Origin of the sequence: Adlercreutzia sp. ZJ176 (genome assembly GCF_011038975.1) — a bacterium.
In the GTDB taxonomy this organism is placed as follows: domain Bacteria; phylum Actinomycetota; class Coriobacteriia; order Coriobacteriales; family Eggerthellaceae; genus CAAEEV01.
This window is the reverse complement of the sequence record NZ_JAAKEC010000001.1, coordinates 70,403-88,536: the sequence shown is the minus strand read 5'-3', so window position 1 is coordinate 88,536 and position 18,134 is coordinate 70,403. Positions and strand designations below refer to the sequence as shown.

At 66.6% G+C, this 18,134-nt stretch carries 15 protein-coding genes; 11 read left to right on the top strand and 4 right to left on the bottom strand.

The window, feature by feature from the left end:
* Nucleotides 1-529 precede the first annotated feature (529 nt).
* From G7Y50_RS00365 to G7Y50_RS00355, 3 genes are all read right to left on the bottom strand, one after another.
* On the bottom strand, nt 530-1,438 hold the full coding sequence (locus G7Y50_RS00365) for a DMT family transporter (RefSeq protein WP_165047131.1): 909 nt from the start codon (nt 1,436-1,438) through the stop codon (nt 530-532).
* A 292-nt stretch (nt 1,439-1,730) separates the two neighbouring features.
* The gene (locus G7Y50_RS00360) at nt 1,731-2,150 is read right to left on the bottom strand and encodes a hypothetical protein (protein ID WP_165047129.1); all 420 of its coding nucleotides are present in this window, start codon (nt 2,148-2,150) and stop codon (nt 1,731-1,733) included.
* Nucleotides 2,151-2,152: 2 nt separating this feature from the next.
* Complete coding sequence (locus tag G7Y50_RS00355; RefSeq protein WP_165047126.1) at nt 2,153-4,561, bottom strand: molybdopterin-dependent oxidoreductase; 2,409 nt, start codon at nt 4,559-4,561, stop codon at nt 2,153-2,155.
* A gap of 215 nt (nt 4,562-4,776) precedes the next feature.
* Between G7Y50_RS00355 and G7Y50_RS00350 the strand changes: the two genes are divergently transcribed.
* On the top strand, nt 4,777-5,649 hold the full coding sequence (locus tag G7Y50_RS00350; protein WP_165047124.1) for a MarR family winged helix-turn-helix transcriptional regulator: 873 nt from the start codon (nt 4,777-4,779) through the stop codon (nt 5,647-5,649).
* A gap of 13 nt (nt 5,650-5,662) precedes the next feature.
* On the opposite strand, the gene G7Y50_RS00345 is transcribed toward G7Y50_RS00350, so the two are convergent.
* Nucleotides 5,663-6,334: a response regulator transcription factor gene (locus tag G7Y50_RS00345; RefSeq protein ID WP_165047121.1), complete on the bottom strand. Its 672-nt coding sequence runs from the start codon at nt 6,332-6,334 to the stop codon at nt 5,663-5,665.
* Between the two features lie 435 nt (nt 6,335-6,769).
* Between G7Y50_RS00345 and G7Y50_RS00340 the strand changes: the two genes are divergently transcribed.
* From G7Y50_RS00340 to G7Y50_RS00295, 10 genes are all read left to right on the top strand, one after another.
* Nucleotides 6,770-7,261 carry a PH domain-containing protein gene (locus G7Y50_RS00340; protein ID WP_165047119.1) on the top strand — a complete coding sequence of 164 codons (492 nt, stop codon included), beginning with the start codon at nt 6,770-6,772 and terminating at the stop codon, nt 7,259-7,261.
* A gap of 1 nt (nt 7,262) precedes the next feature.
* Nucleotides 7,263-9,341: a PH domain-containing protein gene (locus G7Y50_RS00335; protein WP_165047116.1), complete on the top strand. Its 2,079-nt coding sequence runs from the start codon at nt 7,263-7,265 to the stop codon at nt 9,339-9,341.
* A 4-nt stretch (nt 9,342-9,345) separates the two neighbouring features.
* Nucleotides 9,346-10,191, top strand: a complete 846-nt coding sequence (locus G7Y50_RS00330) for a hemolysin III family protein (RefSeq protein WP_370457942.1) — start codon at nt 9,346-9,348, stop codon at nt 10,189-10,191.
* 205 nt (nt 10,192-10,396) lie between these two features.
* Entirely contained in the window at nt 10,397-11,272 is an 876-nt protein-coding gene (locus tag G7Y50_RS00325) for a hemolysin family protein (protein WP_241156397.1), read from the top strand.
* Nucleotides 11,273-11,492: 220 nt separating this feature from the next.
* Complete coding sequence (locus G7Y50_RS00320) at nt 11,493-12,344, top strand: CMP-2-keto-3-deoxyoctulosonic acid synthetase (protein ID WP_165047100.1); 852 nt, start codon at nt 11,493-11,495, stop codon at nt 12,342-12,344.
* A gap of 3 nt (nt 12,345-12,347) precedes the next feature.
* The gene (locus tag G7Y50_RS00315) at nt 12,348-13,010 is read left to right on the top strand and encodes a TrkA family potassium uptake protein (protein WP_165047098.1); all 663 of its coding nucleotides are present in this window, start codon (nt 12,348-12,350) and stop codon (nt 13,008-13,010) included.
* A 9-nt stretch (nt 13,011-13,019) separates the two neighbouring features.
* Complete coding sequence (locus tag G7Y50_RS00310; RefSeq protein ID WP_165047095.1) at nt 13,020-13,691, top strand: TrkA family potassium uptake protein; 672 nt, start codon at nt 13,020-13,022, stop codon at nt 13,689-13,691.
* Nucleotides 13,692-13,866: 175 nt separating this feature from the next.
* A complete protein-coding gene (purB, locus tag G7Y50_RS00305; protein ID WP_165047093.1) occupies nt 13,867-15,216 on the top strand; it encodes an adenylosuccinate lyase in 1,350 nt (449 codons plus the stop codon).
* A 243-nt stretch (nt 15,217-15,459) separates the two neighbouring features.
* On the top strand, nt 15,460-17,772 hold the full coding sequence (locus tag G7Y50_RS00300; RefSeq protein ID WP_165047090.1) for a molybdopterin-dependent oxidoreductase: 2,313 nt from the start codon (nt 15,460-15,462) through the stop codon (nt 17,770-17,772).
* Nucleotides 17,773-17,786: 14 nt separating this feature from the next.
* Nucleotides 17,787-18,110 carry a 4Fe-4S dicluster domain-containing protein gene (locus G7Y50_RS00295; RefSeq protein ID WP_165047087.1) on the top strand — a complete coding sequence of 108 codons (324 nt, stop codon included), beginning with the start codon at nt 17,787-17,789 and terminating at the stop codon, nt 18,108-18,110.
* The last annotated feature ends 24 nt before the right edge of the window (nt 18,111-18,134 follow it).

The following is an 18,134-nucleotide window of genomic DNA, read 5'->3' as shown; positions in this document are numbered from 1 at the left end:
CTGCGAAGAGAGGCAGCTGGCCGGCGAGCTTCATGCCGTTTCGGTCGTTGCGGGCGAAACGGTTTTTGCCGGCTTGTCCCTTGCTCCGCCCGCTCCTTGCTCCACCTGTCGATCGCCGACAGCGTCACCGACAACGGCGCTTTTCCATCCACCCCACAGGCGGCATTACCGACAACGGCGCTTTTCCATCCACCCCTCAGGCGATTCTGGATGAAACGAGGCCGTTGTCGGCGATTTCCCGAGAGAAGTGGATGCAAAAGGCGCGTTGTCGGTGGTTTTTGGGGCTCGAAGCACCGATAACGCGCGTTTTCCATCCAGCTTTCCCGAACCGTGGATGAAAAGAGCGCGTTGTCGGTGTTCCGAGAGCCTCGAGGGATTCGAGGGCTTCGAACCTCAAAAACTCAAGGCAGGCGGACGGCCCAAATGAAGCGGCGCTCGGCGGCGTGTGGCCAGCGGGCCAGCGGGTCAGCGGGCCAGCAGGTCAGCAGGTCAGCAGGTCAGCAGGTCAGCAGGCCAGCAGGCCAGCAGGTCAGCGGGACTCCTTGTCCTTCGCCAGCAGCGGAGCCATGGTGATGACCGCGATGCTGGCGACGATGAGGCACGAGCCGATGCCCTGCCCCAAGGTCAGCGTCTCCCCGAGCACGAGGAACGCGATGATCAGCGAGAACGGCGTCTCGCTGATGCCGATGAGGGACGACTTCGTCCCGCCTATGCGCTTGACCGCCTCGATGTAGATGAAGATGGGGAGGATGGTGGCGAACAGCGCCATCAAGGCGCCCAGCATGAGCTGGTACGCGTCGAGGCTGAGCAGCCCCGGGATGGAAGGGGCGAAGACGACGCAGGAAGCCAGCAGGCTCGTCCACGACAGCGTGAAGGTGACGGTCAAGGGGCCCTCGGAGCGGCCGGTCTTCTGGATGAGGATGGTGTAGGCGGCGAACGCCACGCAGGAGACGATGCCGAACAGGATTCCGAGCGCATCCAGCGTGACCTCGCCCGCCGCGACCCCCGATACCATCGCGAGGCCGCTGATGGCCAGCACGAACGCGATGACGGTGGAGGCGCTGACCCGCTCCTTGAAGACGAACAGGCCGGCCACGGCGACCACGGCCGGGTAGGTGTAGAAGATCACCGTGGTCATGCCGGCGGTCAGGCGCTCGACGGCGAAGAAGTAGAAGATCGAGCTGATGTAGAAGAACACGGCCTGGAGGTACACCGAGGGCTGTCGGCTCACGAACGCCTGCCGCCTCCAGACGAGCATGAAGATACCCAGCAGCACCGTTGCGGAGAAGAAGCGGAGGATGAGCGACTGCTGCGCATCGAGGCCGGTCGCGTAGATGAGCTTCCCGAAGATGCCGAGCGTGGAGTAGAGGGCGGCCTGCAGTATCGCGAGGCCGTACCCTACGGCCGCCGACCCCGCTTCGCTGTCTTTGCCTTGCAAAGAAGCCCTCCTTCGGCTCGAATGCACGCCCGCCCATGCGGACGCTTGCTTCTCAGAGCGAAGAGTATACCGTAGGTGGCGGCTGACAGGGGAGAGAGCTTGCCCGCCTCGCGACGAAATGGCGCTCTCGGACGCGCGCCTCCCTTGCAGTTTTGCAAGGGAGAGGCGGCGCCTCGCGGGGCGAGGGACGGCGGCCACGCGTCGAAGGCGCGCCCTGTCAGCTTCCGCGCGAAGAAGCGGCGTCCCCAGGAGAGGACGCCGCTTCTTCTCAGGACTATCGCAAAGCAGGTTCTCAGATGATCTCGCGATCGGCTGAGGCGTAGATCACGTCCTCGCGGGAGTTCTCCCATCGGGGAAGCTGGAAGATGCGGCTTCCGCGCTCGCGGCAGGCCTCGATCTTGCCCTCAACCTCCTCGCCCCAGCTCAGCGCCTTGTTCGGGCACATGCCCACGCAGTAGGGGGCGCGGCCCTCGGCGGTGCGGTCAGCGCACTTGACGCAGTGCTTGGAGTAGACGGGCATCCAGCTCATGCGCAGGTCAGGCCACGTGCCGGAGGGGCGGTCGATGCCCTCGCCCGAGCCGTTGGTGCGAACGGTGACGAAATACCGCCCGTCTTCCAGATCGTTGCCGGTCATGCAGGATAGGGCGCAGGTCCAGCAACCGGTGCAGCGAAGCAGGTCGACGAATATGGTGCTCTCTTTGATCTCTGCCATGGCTACTCTGCCTCCTCCTCGTTCTCGCTGTCCTCGATTTTGCGAATGTCGCAAGCGCAGTCCCAGATCGTGTCCCAAGCGCCGGCCATGCCGCTGTAGGCGCCGCCCAGCAGCGGGCCGACGGCGCAGTCGGCGACGGTGCAGTCCCACCAGAACTCGGCTGCCTTGTCGATGGTGCCCCTCTCTCCCAGGGGAACCAGCAGCTCGGAGTACATGCCGCCGTCTTCGAAGGCTCGCTTGCGCCAGCCGAACCACACCTGGATGGTCCCTGGGGGCATGGCGTTGTCTATGCGCATCTCCACGATGCAGTGGCCGCGGTCATTGAACACCTCGCACTTGTCGCCGTCCTTGATGCCCTCGCGCTTTGCGTCGACGGGGTTGATGCGCCCGGTCGGCTTCCCTCCGGAGAGCTCTGCCATCACCGGGTCATCGGTGAACATGGACTGCATGAAGAAGCGCTGGCGGCCGCTGAAGAACTGGTAGGGGAACTTGGACGTGCCTTCGCGCTCGGTCTTGAGCGTGGGAACCTCGTAGGGCTCGTGGTAGAAGGCCATGGGGACGCCGATGGTCGCCAGGCGGCTCGAGTAGAACTCCATGTGGCCGGTGGGCGTGGGGAACTTCATTCCCAGGAACGGGTCCCACGGAACGGGCGGCACGGCAGCCCGGATGATCTTCTCCTCCTTCAGGCGCTCGACGGTCACCTTGGGCTCGATGTTGGCGATGAACGGAGACTGGCTGTCCAGGCGGATGGCGATCCAGTCTTCCGCCTCCATGCCCTCGAAGTACTTGCCGAAGCCCAGGCGCGTGCCGAGCTCGCGGTAGATGTAGCTGGGATCCTTCGCCTCTCCCTTCGGCTCGACCGCCGGCTCTTGCAGCACGATGTGGTTGTACTGGGCGGCGGCGATCAGCTCGGTGCGCTCGAAGGGCATGCACGCGGGCAGCACGTAGTCGGCGTACTCGCCGGTGTCGGTCATCCAGATGTCGATGTCGACGATGAGCTCCATCTGCGGGAAGGTGTCCTCGATCCAACGGGAGCGGTTGGGGCAGTTGTGAACCGGGTTGCCTGACACGTTCAGGAACGCCTTGTACTTGCCCTTCTTCACGTCTTCGAAGTAGTCAGCCTGCTTCACGTAATGGGCCTTGTCGTTCTCGCGGCCCTCAGGGTAGACGATGGGCAGGTTGTTGAAGATCAGCGGGAAGCCGCAAGGCTGGATCTCGGAGGTCACGCCGCCGCACGGCTTGCCGAGGTTGCCCGTGAGCATGCCGAGCAGGTAGAAGGCGCGATACGCGTCGCCCTGGTTCTGGTAGCGGAGCCCCAGGGCTCCCACTATGAAGGCGGGACGGTGGGAGGAGTACTCCTCACCCAGCTTGATGGCGTCGCGCGCGGGAACGCCGGTGATGGACTCCTGGTACTCCGGCGTGTAGGTGCTCAGGTGGTCTTTGAGCATCTGGAACGCGGGCCTGACGTCTTTTCCGTCGATCTGGTAGGTGCCTTCGAGCGCCGGCTTGCCGGGGTACTCCTCCTGGCCGCGCTCGGCGACCTTCATCTGGCCGGCCTCCTCGTCGAACCAGTAGAACTTGCCGTCCTCGGGTTGGGCGTACAGCCCGCTCTCCACGTCGACCATCAGAGGCGCGACGGTGTACTTGACCAGGTAGGACTCGTCGTACTCCCTGCGCTGCACGATCTGGTTCGCCATGCACAGGGCCAGCGCCGTGTCGGAGCCGGGCTTGACCGGGATGAACCAGTCGGCGTAGCCGGCGGTGCCGTCGAACAGCAAGCCCACGTCAACGATCTTGGCCCCGCGCGACTTGGCTTCGACGATGTGCTTGGCCACGCGCTGCTGGTTCTCGACGGGGTTGCCGCCCCATACGATGATGTATTGGGAGCCGTCGAACTTGACGGGGTCGATCATCATGTACTTGTAGAACTCGCCCAGATCGAAGTAGCTGGAGTAGTACGGGCCGTTGTCGAGGCCGTACGCGTTCAAGGGGTCAGTGCCGCCCCACAGGCAGTTCAGACGCTCGCCAAGCAAGCTGTCCAGTCCTTGCGACGGGGGCAGCGACGTGGTGATGTTCCAGAACGTGACGGATTCGGCGCCGTACTTCTCGCGGATGTCGAGCAGCTTCTCGGCGATTTCATCGAGTGCCTCGTCCCAGCTGATGCGCTTCCACTTTCCCTCGCCGCGCTCGCCGACGCGCTTGAGGGGGTAGAGCAGGCGATCTTCGGCGTACACTTGGCGCCAGGACATGATGCCCTTCTGGCAGATGTGGCCCTCGCCGGCCTCGGCACCCTGGTAGTCGATGTGCTCGGTGCGGACGATCTCGCCATCTTTGGTGATGGTCTTGATGGCGCAAAACTCGTGGTCGCCCCAGCCAGGGCAGGCTGTGCAAACCCACTTCTCCTCTGACATAGCTTGCCTCCTCTCGTTTGAGACCGCCATGCCCCGCTTGGCTGCGTGCCAGCCGCCAGAAAAGCCGGCGCGCTCCTCCTGTGTGCGCTGACGGTCTTTCGTTGGATATAAGGATAAGGCCGTGAAAAGGGGATATGGAGAAGAGAGAACCTAGATTGATCAAGTAGATTTTCGTAAAATAAGGCATTATCCAAACTAGTTGAGACGAGGCAGCCATGCTCGCCAATGAGGGCCATACTGACTGGATCACCACCGTCGTCCTGCTCAGCCGTGCAGCGGGCGCGATCGTTCGCGAGCGCGCGGGGATCTCCATGACCCAGTACCGCATCCTGCTGCGTCTCATCATGTCCGAAGGCAGCCGCACCGTCAGCTCGTTGGCCCAGGACCTGGACCTCGCCATGTCCACCGTGACGCTCAGCATCAACGACCTGGAGTCGCGCAAGGCCGTGAAGCGGCGCTACAGCAAGAGCGACCGACGCGTGGTGCACGTGGAGCTCGGCGAGAAAGGACGGCATCTGGTCGAGCTGGCGGATCCGTCGATCCACGCCTTGGCGCACGAGTTCTGGTCGGTGTACACGGCCGATGAGCTCGAGCTCACGTTCAGGGACTCGGCCAATACCGCCATCGCGCATCGCCTGGCTTATCAGAAAGGTGGCGAGCTCTCCGTGGAGAATGCGTACGTGGACGCCAGCTTGGTCATGATGAACGCGCTGAGCCGGCACATGCGCCGCGCGAACATCTCCCTCAACGAGTACCGCATCCTGTACCTGCTGAGCACGAGCCCCAGCGGCATGCGGCCGTCAGATGTCTGCAACACGCTGCTTCTGCGCTCGAACGAGGTTGCCGTGGCGGCGGAGAAGCTCGAGCAGCACGGCCGCGTCGCGCGGGTTCGCAGCTCGGCTGATCGTCGCGTTAACCTGCTCGTCATCACCGAAGGCGGCATTGGGAAGCTCGAGCGCATGACGCCGGGGATCGTGGACACCTTCCGAACTGACATCTGCGACTTGGAGGACGGGGCGTTCGAGCGCTATGACTCCATCAGCCGGAAGGTGCTGGCGCTCAATCGCGGCAAGCACCTGATGGGCTGAGTCCGCCCTGCCCTTACACCATGTAGCCTTGGCCGCGGCGGGTGACGAGGAAGGTGTCGGGGACGCCGAGGTGGCTGAGCGTCTTGCGCAGGCGGTTCACGTTCACGGTGAGCGTGTTGTCGTCGATGAACGCGTCGGACTCCCAGAGGTCGCACATGATCTCGGTGCGCGAGATCACGAGCCCGGGGTTGCGCATGAGGATGTGCAGGATCTTCAGCTCGTTGCGCGTGAGCTCGGCCTGCTTGCCCTCGAACGCCACCGCGCCCGCGCCCACGTCGAGCGTGACGCCCTTGTGCTCGATCTTGAGGCCGGCCGTGTTCGCCGAGCTGCGGCGCAGAAGCGACTGGATGCGCGCGATGAGCACCGCGGGGCTGTAGGGCTTGCACACGTAGTCGTCGGCGCCGAGGTTCATGCCCATGACCTCGTCGAACTCGCTGTTCGAGGAGGTGAGCATGATGATGGGCACGCTCGAGCGCGCGCGGATGTCGCGGCAGACGGTGTGCCCGTCGGTGCCGGGGAGCTTCAGGTCGAGCACCACGCAGTCGGGGTCGGCTGCGAGCGCGTCGGCTGCGACGTGCGTGAACTGCTCGCAGAAGCGCGCCTCGAACCCCGAGAGCTCCAGCAGGTGGGCCAGCTCGCGGCGCAGCGCCGCGTCGTCCTCGATGATGTATATCCGGCTGGGCATGAGATCCTCCTGGTCAAGCTGCGTCGCGCGACGGGTGGCGGGTGCGGGCGGCGCGGGGCGGCGGGGTTCGCCTGCTGCCCTGCGCGGCAAGCGCTCGCGCGACATGGCGCCTTTGCGCCTCTGCCATTGTAGCGCGCGAGGAATCTCCGCGAAGATCAGCTCTCGCGAACCTTGCAAAACCGTAAGGGGAGGAGGCCGCGGCGCCCGTTGCCCGAGGCCGCTTCGGCGCGCGCAGGGCCTTCGCGGGGCTTCCGCGCGGGTTCTTTTCCTCAACTTCCCTTGGGAATGCCAGATGAGGCGGCGGGGCGGGAGGGAATATGTCACAATGGGAGCCGACGGAACCCGAAGGGGTCCTCGTCGCTTCCCCGCTGGCGCGTATGCGCGGCGGGTTCCCAGACATGACTATGCGCGAAGAGCGAGGAAGAAGGAGACAACATGCGGGAGATGCCAGCTCATCAGCTGAACCCCAAGATCAAGATGGTGTGGCGAATCAGCGACGGGCTGTGGATCGTCGTGTGCTTCCTCGTGTGCTTCGTGCCGTTCGCCATCGCCGCGGCCGTTGACCCCGACGCCGGATGGGCGCCCGTCGTGCTCGCCGTGGTGGCCGCGGGGTTCGTGGCGCTCGCCGTGCTGTTCCTGGTGGTGCTGCCGCCCATTCGTTACGCGCGCTGGCGCTACGAGCTCTCCGACGACTACCTCGACATCGCGCGCGGCATCATCTGGCGCAAGCGCTTCATCATCCCGTTCATCCGCGTGCAGAACACCGACACGCGCCAGGGGCCCATCCTGCGCGCGTTCGGGCTGTCGAGCGTGACGGTGGCCACGGCGGCGGGCGAGCACGAGATCCCCGGCCTCGGCAACGAGGAGGCCGAGCTCTTGCGCGACCGCGCCGCCGAGCTCGCCCGCATCGCACGTGAGGACGTGTAGCATGGAGTCGCGCAACCCTCATCAGCAGCCTTGCGGCGTCGCGCCCCAGCCGGGGGCGCAGCAACCCGCCCCGGGCGCGCACGTCGCGCCTGCGCCCGCAGCCCCCGAAGCGCCTGCGCACGCGGCAGCCGGAGCACCTGCGGCCGCTTCGCCCGCGCACGTCGCGCCCCAGCCGGGTGCGCCCCAGCCGGGGGCGCCTGCGGCCGCTTCGCCTGCGCCCGGCGAGCCGCAGAAGCACCACGTGCATCACAGCTACATCTGGCTCGGCTCCATCCGCGCGGCGCTCACCATCTTGTTCGTCATGGTGGTCGCCTCCCTCTCGAGCATCATCAGTCTCGTCGCGGGAGCGGGCGAGGGCGCTTTGGCCGAGGACGCCTTCGCCGGGGTGATCGCCCTCGCCGCGACGGGCGCGGGCGTGGTCGTGCTCGTCGGCGTGCTCGCGGTCTACCAGCTCGTCTCCTACAAGCACCTCTACTTCATGCTCTCGGCTGACGAGTTCAACCTGCACAGCGGCGTCATCAACAAGAAGCGCGTGCACGTGCCCTACCAGCGCGTCCAGTCGGTCGACCAGCGCGCGAGCCTGCTGCAGCGGCTCTTCGGCGTGTGCACGGTGTCCATCGACACGGCGGGCGGGGCGTCGAACAAGGCCGTTCAGGTGCCCTACCTCACCAAGCAGCAGGCCGAGTGGCTGCGCGTCGAGCTGTTCTCCCGCAAGCGCGCGGTGCTCATGGGCGCGCAGGGCGCCCCCGCCGCGGCCGTGGGCGTCGCCCCCGCAGCCGCGGCGGCCCCTGCGGCACCCGTCCCCGGCGCAGCCCCCGTCCCCGCACCCACTCCCGCCCCGGCGCCAGCCCACGCGGCCCCCGCCTCCGGCAACGTGCTCGACGCGGGCGCAGCCGTCTGGCAGGACGTCGGCGGCCTGTTCGCGGGCGCGGAGCTCGACACTGGGCGCGTCACCTACGAGTACGGCCTCACCAACAAGGAGCTTTTGCTCACGGGCTTGTCCAACAACACGGCGTTCGTCCTCATCATCATCGGCGTGCTCGGCATCGCGGGCCAGCTCGTCGACGTGCTCTTCAGCCTCTTCCCGCGCACGAGCAGCTCGCTCGTCGAGGGCCTCGCTGCCCAAGCCGCCGCCGACGTGATCGGCGGCGCGGTGGCCGCGGGCGTGGCCGCCTTCCTCGTGGGCATCTTCGTGCTGTGGCTGCTGTCGGGCGTGGGCTCGTGCATCAGCTACGGTGGCTTCCGCGCGCGTCGGCGCGACAGCCGCATCGAGGTGGAGCGCGGCCTTTTGCAGCACGTGTTCCAAGGCGTCGACATCGACCGCGTGCAGTCGGTGGTGGTCAAGCAGACCTTCATCCGCCGCCTCCTGGGCTACTGCGAGGTCTCGCTCGGCAAGATCGACGCGGCCGCCGAGGGCGAGGACTCCTCCCAGAAGAGCGCGCTCAACGAGCGCGGCCTGGTCATCCACCCCTTCGTGAAGGTCTCCCGCGTGCCCGAGATCCTCGCGGGCATCATCCCCGAGTACGCCGACCTGCCCACGGAGGCGGTTCCGGTGGCTCCCGTGGCGCTGCGCCGCGCGCTCATCCGCCGCTGCGTGCTGCTGGGCTCGGGCTTCTGGCTGGCGGTGTGCGTGGCGGTGCTCCAGCTGCTCCTGAACGTCGTCGCGGGCCCGGCGGGCGTGGCGAGCGCCTTCGAGATGGACCTCGTGGGCGGCCAGGTGGTGCTCGGCTACCTCAACGCGGGCGCCATCGCGTTCTACGTGCTCGCCGTCATCCTGCTCGTGCTCGACGCGGTGGGCAGCGTGCTGTGGTTCCGCGAGTCGAGCTTCGCCTACAACGAGCGCTTCATGCAGATGAGCATCGGCGGCTTCTCGCGCGAGACGATGAGCTTCCCGCGCCAGAAGATCCAGTACGGCTATACGCGCTCGAACCCCTTCCAGCGCCGGGCGCGCACCGCCACCTTGAGCGTGCGCACCGCCGCGGGCGTCGGCGGCACCACCATGCGCCTCATCGACGTGCGTGAACAAGACGCTTACACGTGGCTTGGCTGGGTGAAGCCACGCGGAAATGTGCTACAGTGAGCCTATGGACAAAAGCCGCTCATCACATGACGCACAGGCAGGCGGACCCTCGGAGAAGGGCCGCAGGGGCCGCTCGTTCGGCCTCTCGGGAGACGCGCCCCTGATCGTCCGCCCCGCGGGCGAAGGCGCCGCCTCCGACGGGTGCGTCGCCTCCGGAGCCCCTTCCGCCGCCGGCGCATCCGGCATGTCGGCGGTCTCCCGGCGCGGCAAGAAGCGCGCCGTGCGCGAGTACACGCTCGGCGAGGAGGTCGCGAACTCCATCACGCACGGCATCGGCGCGGCGCTCGCCATCGCGGCGCTCGTGCTGCTCATCGTGAAGGCGGTGGGCTCGGGCGCAGGCATCCACCTGTTCGCGGCGCTCGTCTACGGCATCTCGCTTCTGGTTGAGTACCTCATGTCGACGCTGTACCACGCCATCGCCCACGACGGCGCCAAGCGTGTGTTCAAGGTGCTCGACCACAGCTGCATCTACCTGCTCATCGCGGGCTCTTACACCCCGTACTGCCTCATCACGCTCGGCGAGGCCGGCGGCATCTGGCTGGCGGCGTTCGTGTGGGCCGCGGCGCTCACCGGCGTCGCGTGCGAGGCGTTCTGGACGTTCCGCCCGCGCTGGGTCTCGGCGGTCATCTACGTGCTCATGGGCTGGTGCGTGGTGGCGTTCCTCCCGCAGCTGTTCGAGCTTCTGCCCGCGCCGGGCTTCTGGCTCCTCGCCGCGGGCGGCGTCAGCTACACCGTGGGCGCGGCATTCTACCTCTTGAAGAAGGTTCCCTACATGCACTCGGTGTTCCACGTGTTCGTGCTGGCGGGAAGCGTCCTGCAGTTCCTCTCCGTGATCCTGTTCGTCATCTAGCGAGGAGGGCGGCCTGGCGCGAAGGAGGAAGAGTGAGACGTGAGTGTTGGAGTGAGAGCCAGCGCGAAGGGGGCGTGCGGATGAGGTGCCGGTGCGGGCGCGAGCGAGGCGTGGATGAGGCGTGGGCACGAGCGCGGATGAGGTGCGCATGCGAGAGCGAAGGGCAAGCGAGTCAAGCAAGGTAAGGCAAGAAGAAGAAACGAACATGGACAAGGCATCTGACAGAGAAGGCAGAGAGAAGAAGGAGCGGTCGGGGATCTTCGGCATCTTCGGCATGGTGCGCCGCGAGTCGGCGTCGGAAGAGGAGATCAAGGACATGGTGGCCGACGCCGAGGAGCTCGAGGCCGCCGAGAAGCGCATGATCCACGACATCCTGGATTTGAGCGACACGTCCGTGCGCGAGATCATGAAGCCGCGCGTCGACATGATCCTGGTGGAGGACGTCGAGACGGGGCGCACCGCGCTCGAGCGCATGCGTGGCACGGGGTTCTCGCGCCTGCCGGTGTACCACGACGACATCGACGGCATCGAGGGCATCGTGCACTTCAAGGACCTGATCGGGCCCTTGATGGACGGGCGCATCGACGAGCCGGTCACCCGGTTCATGTACGACCCCCTGTTCGTCCCCGAGACGAAGGACGTCATCCCGCTGCTCGGCGAGATGCAGGACGCCGGCCAGCAGATAGCCATCGTGGTGGACGAGTACGGCGGGACGGCCGGCCTCATCACCATCGAGGACATCGTGGAGGAGATCGTCGGCGAGATCAACGACGAGACGGACCGCGACCGCGGCCACAAGCTGGTGGCGAAGATCGGCCCGCAGGCATGGCGCGCTGACGGGCGCCTTCCCGTGGAGCGGGCGCTCGAGCTGGGCTGGCCGGTGGCCAAGTCGTGCGACTACGAGACGCTCGCGGGCTGGCTCATGGGCGTGCTCGACTCCGTTCCCCAGGCTGGCGACGTGATCGACGTGGAGGGCTACTCGTTCAAGATCGAGAAGATGCGCCGCTCGCGCATATCGTGGGTGCGCGTCGAGCGCGTTTGTGGAGAGGCAGTTGTGGAGGAAAAAGCGAACGCAATGTGAGCGCAGTAGCTCTCACCTGCGGTTTTGTCTGATCTGACGTTTGCCAATCGAACAAAACATGGAGGGCGGGCGGCGGTTTTTTGCCTTCGGGGCGCTTGCTACGGTAAAATAGCCGAAGCAAAAATCGCATATCGAGCCGTTCGGCAGCAAATCCACCTACAACTCAACATGCTGTCACCGCCAAGGCGGCTCGTCTGAGTGCGCGTTGGAAAGGCTGGGTTTGGCGACAAGACGACATACCGCAACGAACAGGGGGCTCGCTGCGCGCATCGCGGCCGTCGCCTGCGCCTCGGTGATCGCCGTCAGCTGCGTGACCTTCGGCATCGCCTCGGCGGGGAGCTCCTCCCGCACCGAGGTCGCCGAGTTCGGGCTCTCCGCCGCCGCTTCCATCACGCCTTCCACCTCCGCAAACGCTGCCACTGCCTCCGCCGCTCCCGCATCTGCGCCGGGCGGCGTTTCTTCTACCACGTTCACTTCGGGTTCCGCCGCATACGGCGACGTGTCCGAGGACCTCGTCTTGAAGAGCGCGGCCAAGCGCGACGTGTCGAAGGGCTTCCAGGAGATCGCCGCCGAGGAGGAGGCCGCGCGCATCGCCGCCGAGGAGGCCGCCCGCGCCGAGGAGCGGCGCCACATCGCCATCGCCGCCGCCGCGAAGGCCGCCGCCGCTGCCATCGAGGCGCCCGTCCTGCCCGACGTCGACTTCACCTGCGGCAAGGCCGCCTTCGTGGCCGAGTGGACCGTCCGCATCGACGCATACCTGGCCGGCTCGCCGCTGGCGGGCTACGGCAGCGTGTTCGCCGAGGCCGCCTGGGAGAACGGCGTCGACCCGCGCTGGTCGCCGGCCATCTCGAACACCGAGAGCACCAAGGGCCGCCACTGCTTCCGCGCCTACAACGCGTGGGGCTGGATGGCCGAGAGCTGGTCGAGCTGGGAGGAGGCCATCAACGCGCACGTCGCGGGGCTGGCGAGCGGCTACGGCTACAGCATCAGCGTGGCGAACGCCAAGAAGTACTGCCCGCCCACGTACATGGACTGGTACGCCAAGACCGTCAACGAGATGGCTAAGATCTAACCCATGAGCAACGTCATCGTGGTTGGCTGCGGCCGCGTGGGCTCCCAGCTGGCAAACATGCTTTCCGACAACGGCAGCAACGTGTGCTGCATCGACCGCAACGCCGACGCCTTCGCGAACCTCGGCCGCAACTTCAACGGCTCCACCGTGCAGGGCGTCGGCTTCGACGAGGACGTGCTCATGCGCGCGGGCGTGGAGGAGTGCGACGTGCTCGCGGCCGTCACGCAGTATGACAACGCGAACCTCATGTGCGCCGAGGTGGCCAACCGCCTGTTCGGCGTCCCCCACGTGATCGCGCGCCTGTACAACCCCGACCACGAGCGCGCCTACATGCAGCTCGGCATCGACTACGTGTGCGGCACGTCGCTCGTGGCCGAGGACGTGTTCTCGAAGGTGGTGGCGGGCCACGGCGCGCACGTGGACTCGTTCGGCGAGTGCGAGGTCCTGCAGTTCTCGCTCGACCTGTCGAGCCGCGAGAACAAGAAGACCATCCGCGTGTCCGAGCTCGAGCGCGACCACGAGGTGCGCATCGTGGCCTTCGAGCGCGGCGACGGCTCGGCCTCGTCCATCCCCACGAGCGACTCGGTGCTCTACAACGGAGACACCGTGCTCGCCTGCGTGCGCCACGACCTGATCCCCGCCTTCAGCCGCTACATCCAAGGTTAGGGGGAGCCGATGTTCATCGTCATCGCCGGCGGCGGCAAGGTGGGGTCGTACCTGGCCTCGGTTCTGCTGGCAAGCGGCAACGAGGTGGCTGTCATCGAGGAGAGCCTGCAGGCGGCCGACGAGCTGTCAGTCATGCTCGAGGGCGACTACCTGGTCATCCACGGCGACGGGTGCGACTCGCGCTTCCAGGAGGACGCTGGCATCCGCCGCGCCGACGTGTTCGTGGCCACCACCGGCCAGGACGACAACAACCTGGTGGCGTGCGAGATCGCCCAGCGCGTGTTCCACGTGCCGCGCGTGATCGCGCGCGTGAACAGCCCGAAGAACCTGCGCATCTTCCGCGAGGTGGGCATCGAGTGCGTGTCGTCGACCACGCTGATCGCGAACCTCATCGAGGAGGAGGCGCTTCTAGGCTCGGTGTCGATCGTGTCGTCGCTGACGCACGGCGACGTGGGGCTCGCCGAGCTGGTGGTCCCGCGCATGCGGCACCACTCCAACGACGACGGCATCGAGATCGACGACATCCCGCTGCCCGACAACGCGCTCATCGTGGCCGTGACCACCAAGGACGACGTGGTGGTGGCCAGCGACAACATCACGGCCTACCCGGGCGACAAGGTGATCGTGGTCGCCAACAACGACGTCATCGACGAGGTGCGCGACGTGTTCAGGGGGCTTTAGCCCTCCGCGTCGCCCGCAAGCCGCGCACGCCGCCCTCACCCGCAAGCAGCGCGAGCGCGCTGCGGCCTGCCCTGCGGAGGCCGGGCCGCGCGCGATGCCACCTGCGTTCTCGGCAGCGCGAGCGCGCTGCGATCTGCTATGCTCTAACCTGCAGGAATCGAGAGGAAGGCTCGGCATGATCAATCGTTACACGCGCCCGGAGATGGGCCGCATCTGGGAGCTTGAGAACAAGTTCGCCATCTGGAAGGAGATCGAGGTCCTGGCCTGCGAGGCGCAGGCCGAGCTGGGGGTTTCGGGCATCACGAAGGAGGAGGCCGCGTGGATCCGCGCGCACGCCGACTTCACGGTGGCCGAGATCGACGAGATCGAGAAGGTCACGAACCACGACGTCATCGCCTTCACCACGTGCATGGCGAAGTACATCGACGCCGAGGTGCCCGCGGGCGCCGAGCCGCCGAGCCGCTGGGTGCACTACGGCATGACCTCGTCGGATCTGGGCGACACGGCGCTGTCGTACCAGATCACGCAAGCCATCGACATCATCTTGGCCGACATCAGGCAGCTGGGCGAGACGTGCAAGCGCCGCGCGTTCGAGTTCAAGGAGACGCTCTGCGTGGGCCGCACGCACGGCATCCACGCCGAGCCCATGACCTTCGGCATGAAGTTCGGCAGCTGGGCGTGGGCGCTGCACCGCGCGCAGGTGCGCATGGAGCAGGCGCGCGAGGTGGCCGCCACGGGCGCGATCTCGGGCGCGGTGGGCACGTACTCGAGCATCGACCCGTTCGTGGAGCGCTACGTGTGCGAGAAGATGGGCCTCGCTCCCGACCCGCTGTCCACCCAGGTGCTCGCGCGCGACCGCCACGCGCAGGTCATGACAGCGCTCGCCGTGTGCGCCTCCACGCTGGAGTCCATCGCCATGCAGGTGCGCCTGCTCCAGCAGTCCGACGTGATCGAGGCCGAGGAGCCGTTCACGAAGGGCCAGAAGGGCTCGTCCGCCATGCCCCACAAGCGCAACCCCATCACGGCCGAGCGCGTGTGCGGCCTGTCGCGCGTGGTGAAGTCGAACGCGCAGGTGGCGCTCGACAACGTGGCGCTGTGGTTCGAGCGCGACATCTCGCACTCGGGCGCCGAGCGCGTGGCCCTGGCCGACAGCTTCACGGCGCTCGACTACATGTTCGGCAAGATGCAGTGGATGCTCGACGGCCTGCAGACCTACCCGGCCAAGATGGAGCAGAACCTGTGGCGCACGCGCGGCCTCATCTTCAGCTCGAAGGTGCTGCTCGCACTGGTGGACACGGGGATCAGCCGCGAGGACGCCTACGTCATCGTGCAGCGCAACGCCATGAAGGTGTGGGAGGACATCCAGAACGCGGTCGACGGGCCCACGTACCGCGAGCGCCTCGAGGCCGACGAGGAGGCTGCGGCCGCGCTCACGCCGCAGAAGCTCGACGAGATCTTCGACCCGTGGGACTTCCTCACGCGCAAGGACGAGGTGTTCGAGCGCCTCGAGGGCCTGGAGTTCTAGCCCGACCCCGAAACCGGCACGGCCTGGGCGCGGCCCCGAGGCAGCTTGGCGCTGCCCGGGGCCGCGCCCTTCTTGCGGCCCTTGCTTCCTCTTCTTTCGGCCCCTGTCTCCTCCAGCCCGACCCCTCCCCCGGATCGGCTATCGGATTGCGCGATAGCCGATCTGATAATCAAAACGCACGCTCTGATCTGCGGATTCTATAATCGGGTCACAGTGTTCGCCCTAAGAGCGAGAGGGGTTTCAATGGACGAGAGGCAAGATCGCGTGCAGCTTGAGGCGCAGCAGGCCGCAGGGGCCGGCGCTTCCCATCCCAAGACTCAGGATGACCCGGCGGGCAGGAAGTGGACGTGGGAGGAGGACGGCTGCACCGTCATCCGCTCCAACGCGCGCTCCGGCCCGGGATGCCACGACAACTGCGGCATCCTCATGTACGTGAGAGACGGCGTGCTCGAGAAGATCGAGGGCGACCCGGAGAACCCGTACAACCAGGGGCGCCTGTGCCCGCGCTGCCTGGCGTTCAAGGAGATGCTCTACCATGAGGACCGCCTGCGCTATCCTCTGAAGCGTGCCCGCGAGGACCGCGGCAAGAACACCTTCGAGCGCATCAGCTGGGAGGAGGCCTACGACATCATCGAGCGGGAGATGAAGAAGGTCGCGCAGACGTACGGCCCCGAGTCCATCTGGGTGACGCAGGGCACGGGTCGCGACATCAACGGCTACGGCCCGCTCATGGCCCAGTACTTCGGCACGCCGAACTACGGCACCGGCTTTTTGTCGGGCCAGGCGTGCTACGCCCCGCGCATCTTCAGCACGGCCCTCAAGGCGGGCGGGCTGTTCGTGTGCGACTACTCGCAGTTCTTCCCCGACCGCTACGACGACTCGCGCTGGGAGGCGCCCGAGTACATCCTCATCTGGGGCAACAACCCGGTGGTGGCCAACTCGGACGGCACGCTGGGCCACTGGGTGGTCGAGAGCATGAAGCGCGGTAGCAAGCTCATCGTGATGGACCCCGTGCTCACCTGGGTGGCGGGCAAGGCCGAGGTGTTCCTGCAGCTCCGCCCCGGCACCGACGCGGCGCTCGCGCTCGCGCTGTGCAACGTCATCATCGAGGAGGGCCTCGAGGACAAGGAGTTCGTCGATCTGTGGTGCTACGGCTTCAACGAGTTCAAGGAGCACGTGAGGCCCTACACGGCCGCGTTCGCGGCTGAGACCTGCGGCGTGCCCGAGGAGCTTGTGGTCAAGGCGGCCCGCTGCATCGGCAGCGCGAAGTCGGCGTGCCTGCAGTGGGGCGTGGCCATGGACCACACCTCCGAGGGCTTCATCACGGGCATGGCGTGCTTCGACCTCATGGCGCTCACGGGCAACTTCGAGAAGCCCGGCACCATGGTGGCCGCGCGCCCGACGTTCGACATGAGCGTGACGTGGATGCCCAACGAGAAGGTGTGGCGCGAATGCTCGGCCCCCGTCGCCGCCGCGGACAAGACGATGAACGGCAAGTACCCGGCGCTGAAGGCCATGGACGCCATCAGCCCCGACATGCTGCTCGAGGCCCTCGAGACCGGCGAGCCCTATCCCATCAAGGCGATGTTCATGATGCAGAACAACGCCATCGCCTGCATGGGCGCGCAGCCCCAGCGCATCCTGCCCGCGCTCCAGGGCACCGACTTCAACGTGGTGGTCGACTTGTTCCTCACGCCGACGGCGCTCGCGTGCGCCGACGTGCTGCTGCCGGCCGCGTGCTTCGCGGAGCGCCTGGGCATCACGGGCCACCAGCCCTACGCCCTCGGCGCGATCGCGCAGGCGGTGGAGCCTCTCGGCGAGTGCCGGTCCGACCAGCGCATCATCTACGAGGTGGGGAGCCGCTTCACCACCGACGAGTATAAGCAGTGGGACGACGAGCAGGGGTTCTACGACTACCTGCTGCGCAACACGGGCTTCACCTACGAGTCGCTGCGCGACCGCACCTGGGCCTACCCCGAGTTCGAGTACCGCAAGTACGAGAAGGGCCTGCTGCGCCGCAAGGGCGAGGTGGGCTTCGCCACGTCGACGGGGCGCTACAACTTCTACTGTCCCGAGATGCTGCACTTCGGCCTCTCACCGCTCGCGACGTACGAGGAGCCGCCTGAGAGCCCCGTCTCGCGCCCTGATTTGGCCGAGAAGTACCCGCTCGTGCTCACCACGGGCGCGCGCATCTGGGGCTTCTTCCACTCGGAGCACCGCCAGTCGGCCTCCATGCGCAGCATCCACCCCGACCCCACCATCCTCATCCACCCCGAGACGGCCGCACAGCACGGCATCGCCGAGGGCGACTGGGTGAAGGTCGAGAACAACTTCGGCTCGTGCAAGCAGAAGGCGAAGCTCACGGTGCGCATCCGCAAGGACACGGTCTCGGCCGACCACGCGTGGTGGTTCCCCGAGCGCGACCCCGAGGACGGGACGCTCTTCGGCGTCATGGAGTCCAACATCAACCAGCTGGTTCCCATGCGCCCGGGCAAGGTGGGCCTCGGCGCCTCGTACAAGTCCCAGCTGTGCGCCATCAGCAAGGTAGAGGAATAGAAGGGGAGGGTACCATGAGACAAGTGATCGTCGTCGACTACGAGTTCTGCTCGGGCTGCCATTCTTGCGAGATCGCCTGCCAGCAGGAGCACGGGCTTGGCCCCGACAAGTTCGGCATCAAGCTCACCCAGATCGGCCCTGACCAGCTGTTCGAGACGCGCTGGCAGTACGAGTTTCTGCCGATCCCCACGGACCGCTGCGACCGCTGCGCCGATCGCCAGGGCGCCGGCAAGCTGCCCACCTGCGTGCAGCACTGCCAGGCGGGGTGCCTGTACATCGGCGCGCAGGAGGAGTTCACGGAGCTCATGAAGAAGCAGAAGGTCGTGATGTTCTCCTAGCGGGAACGCCACGTGCCGCAGAAG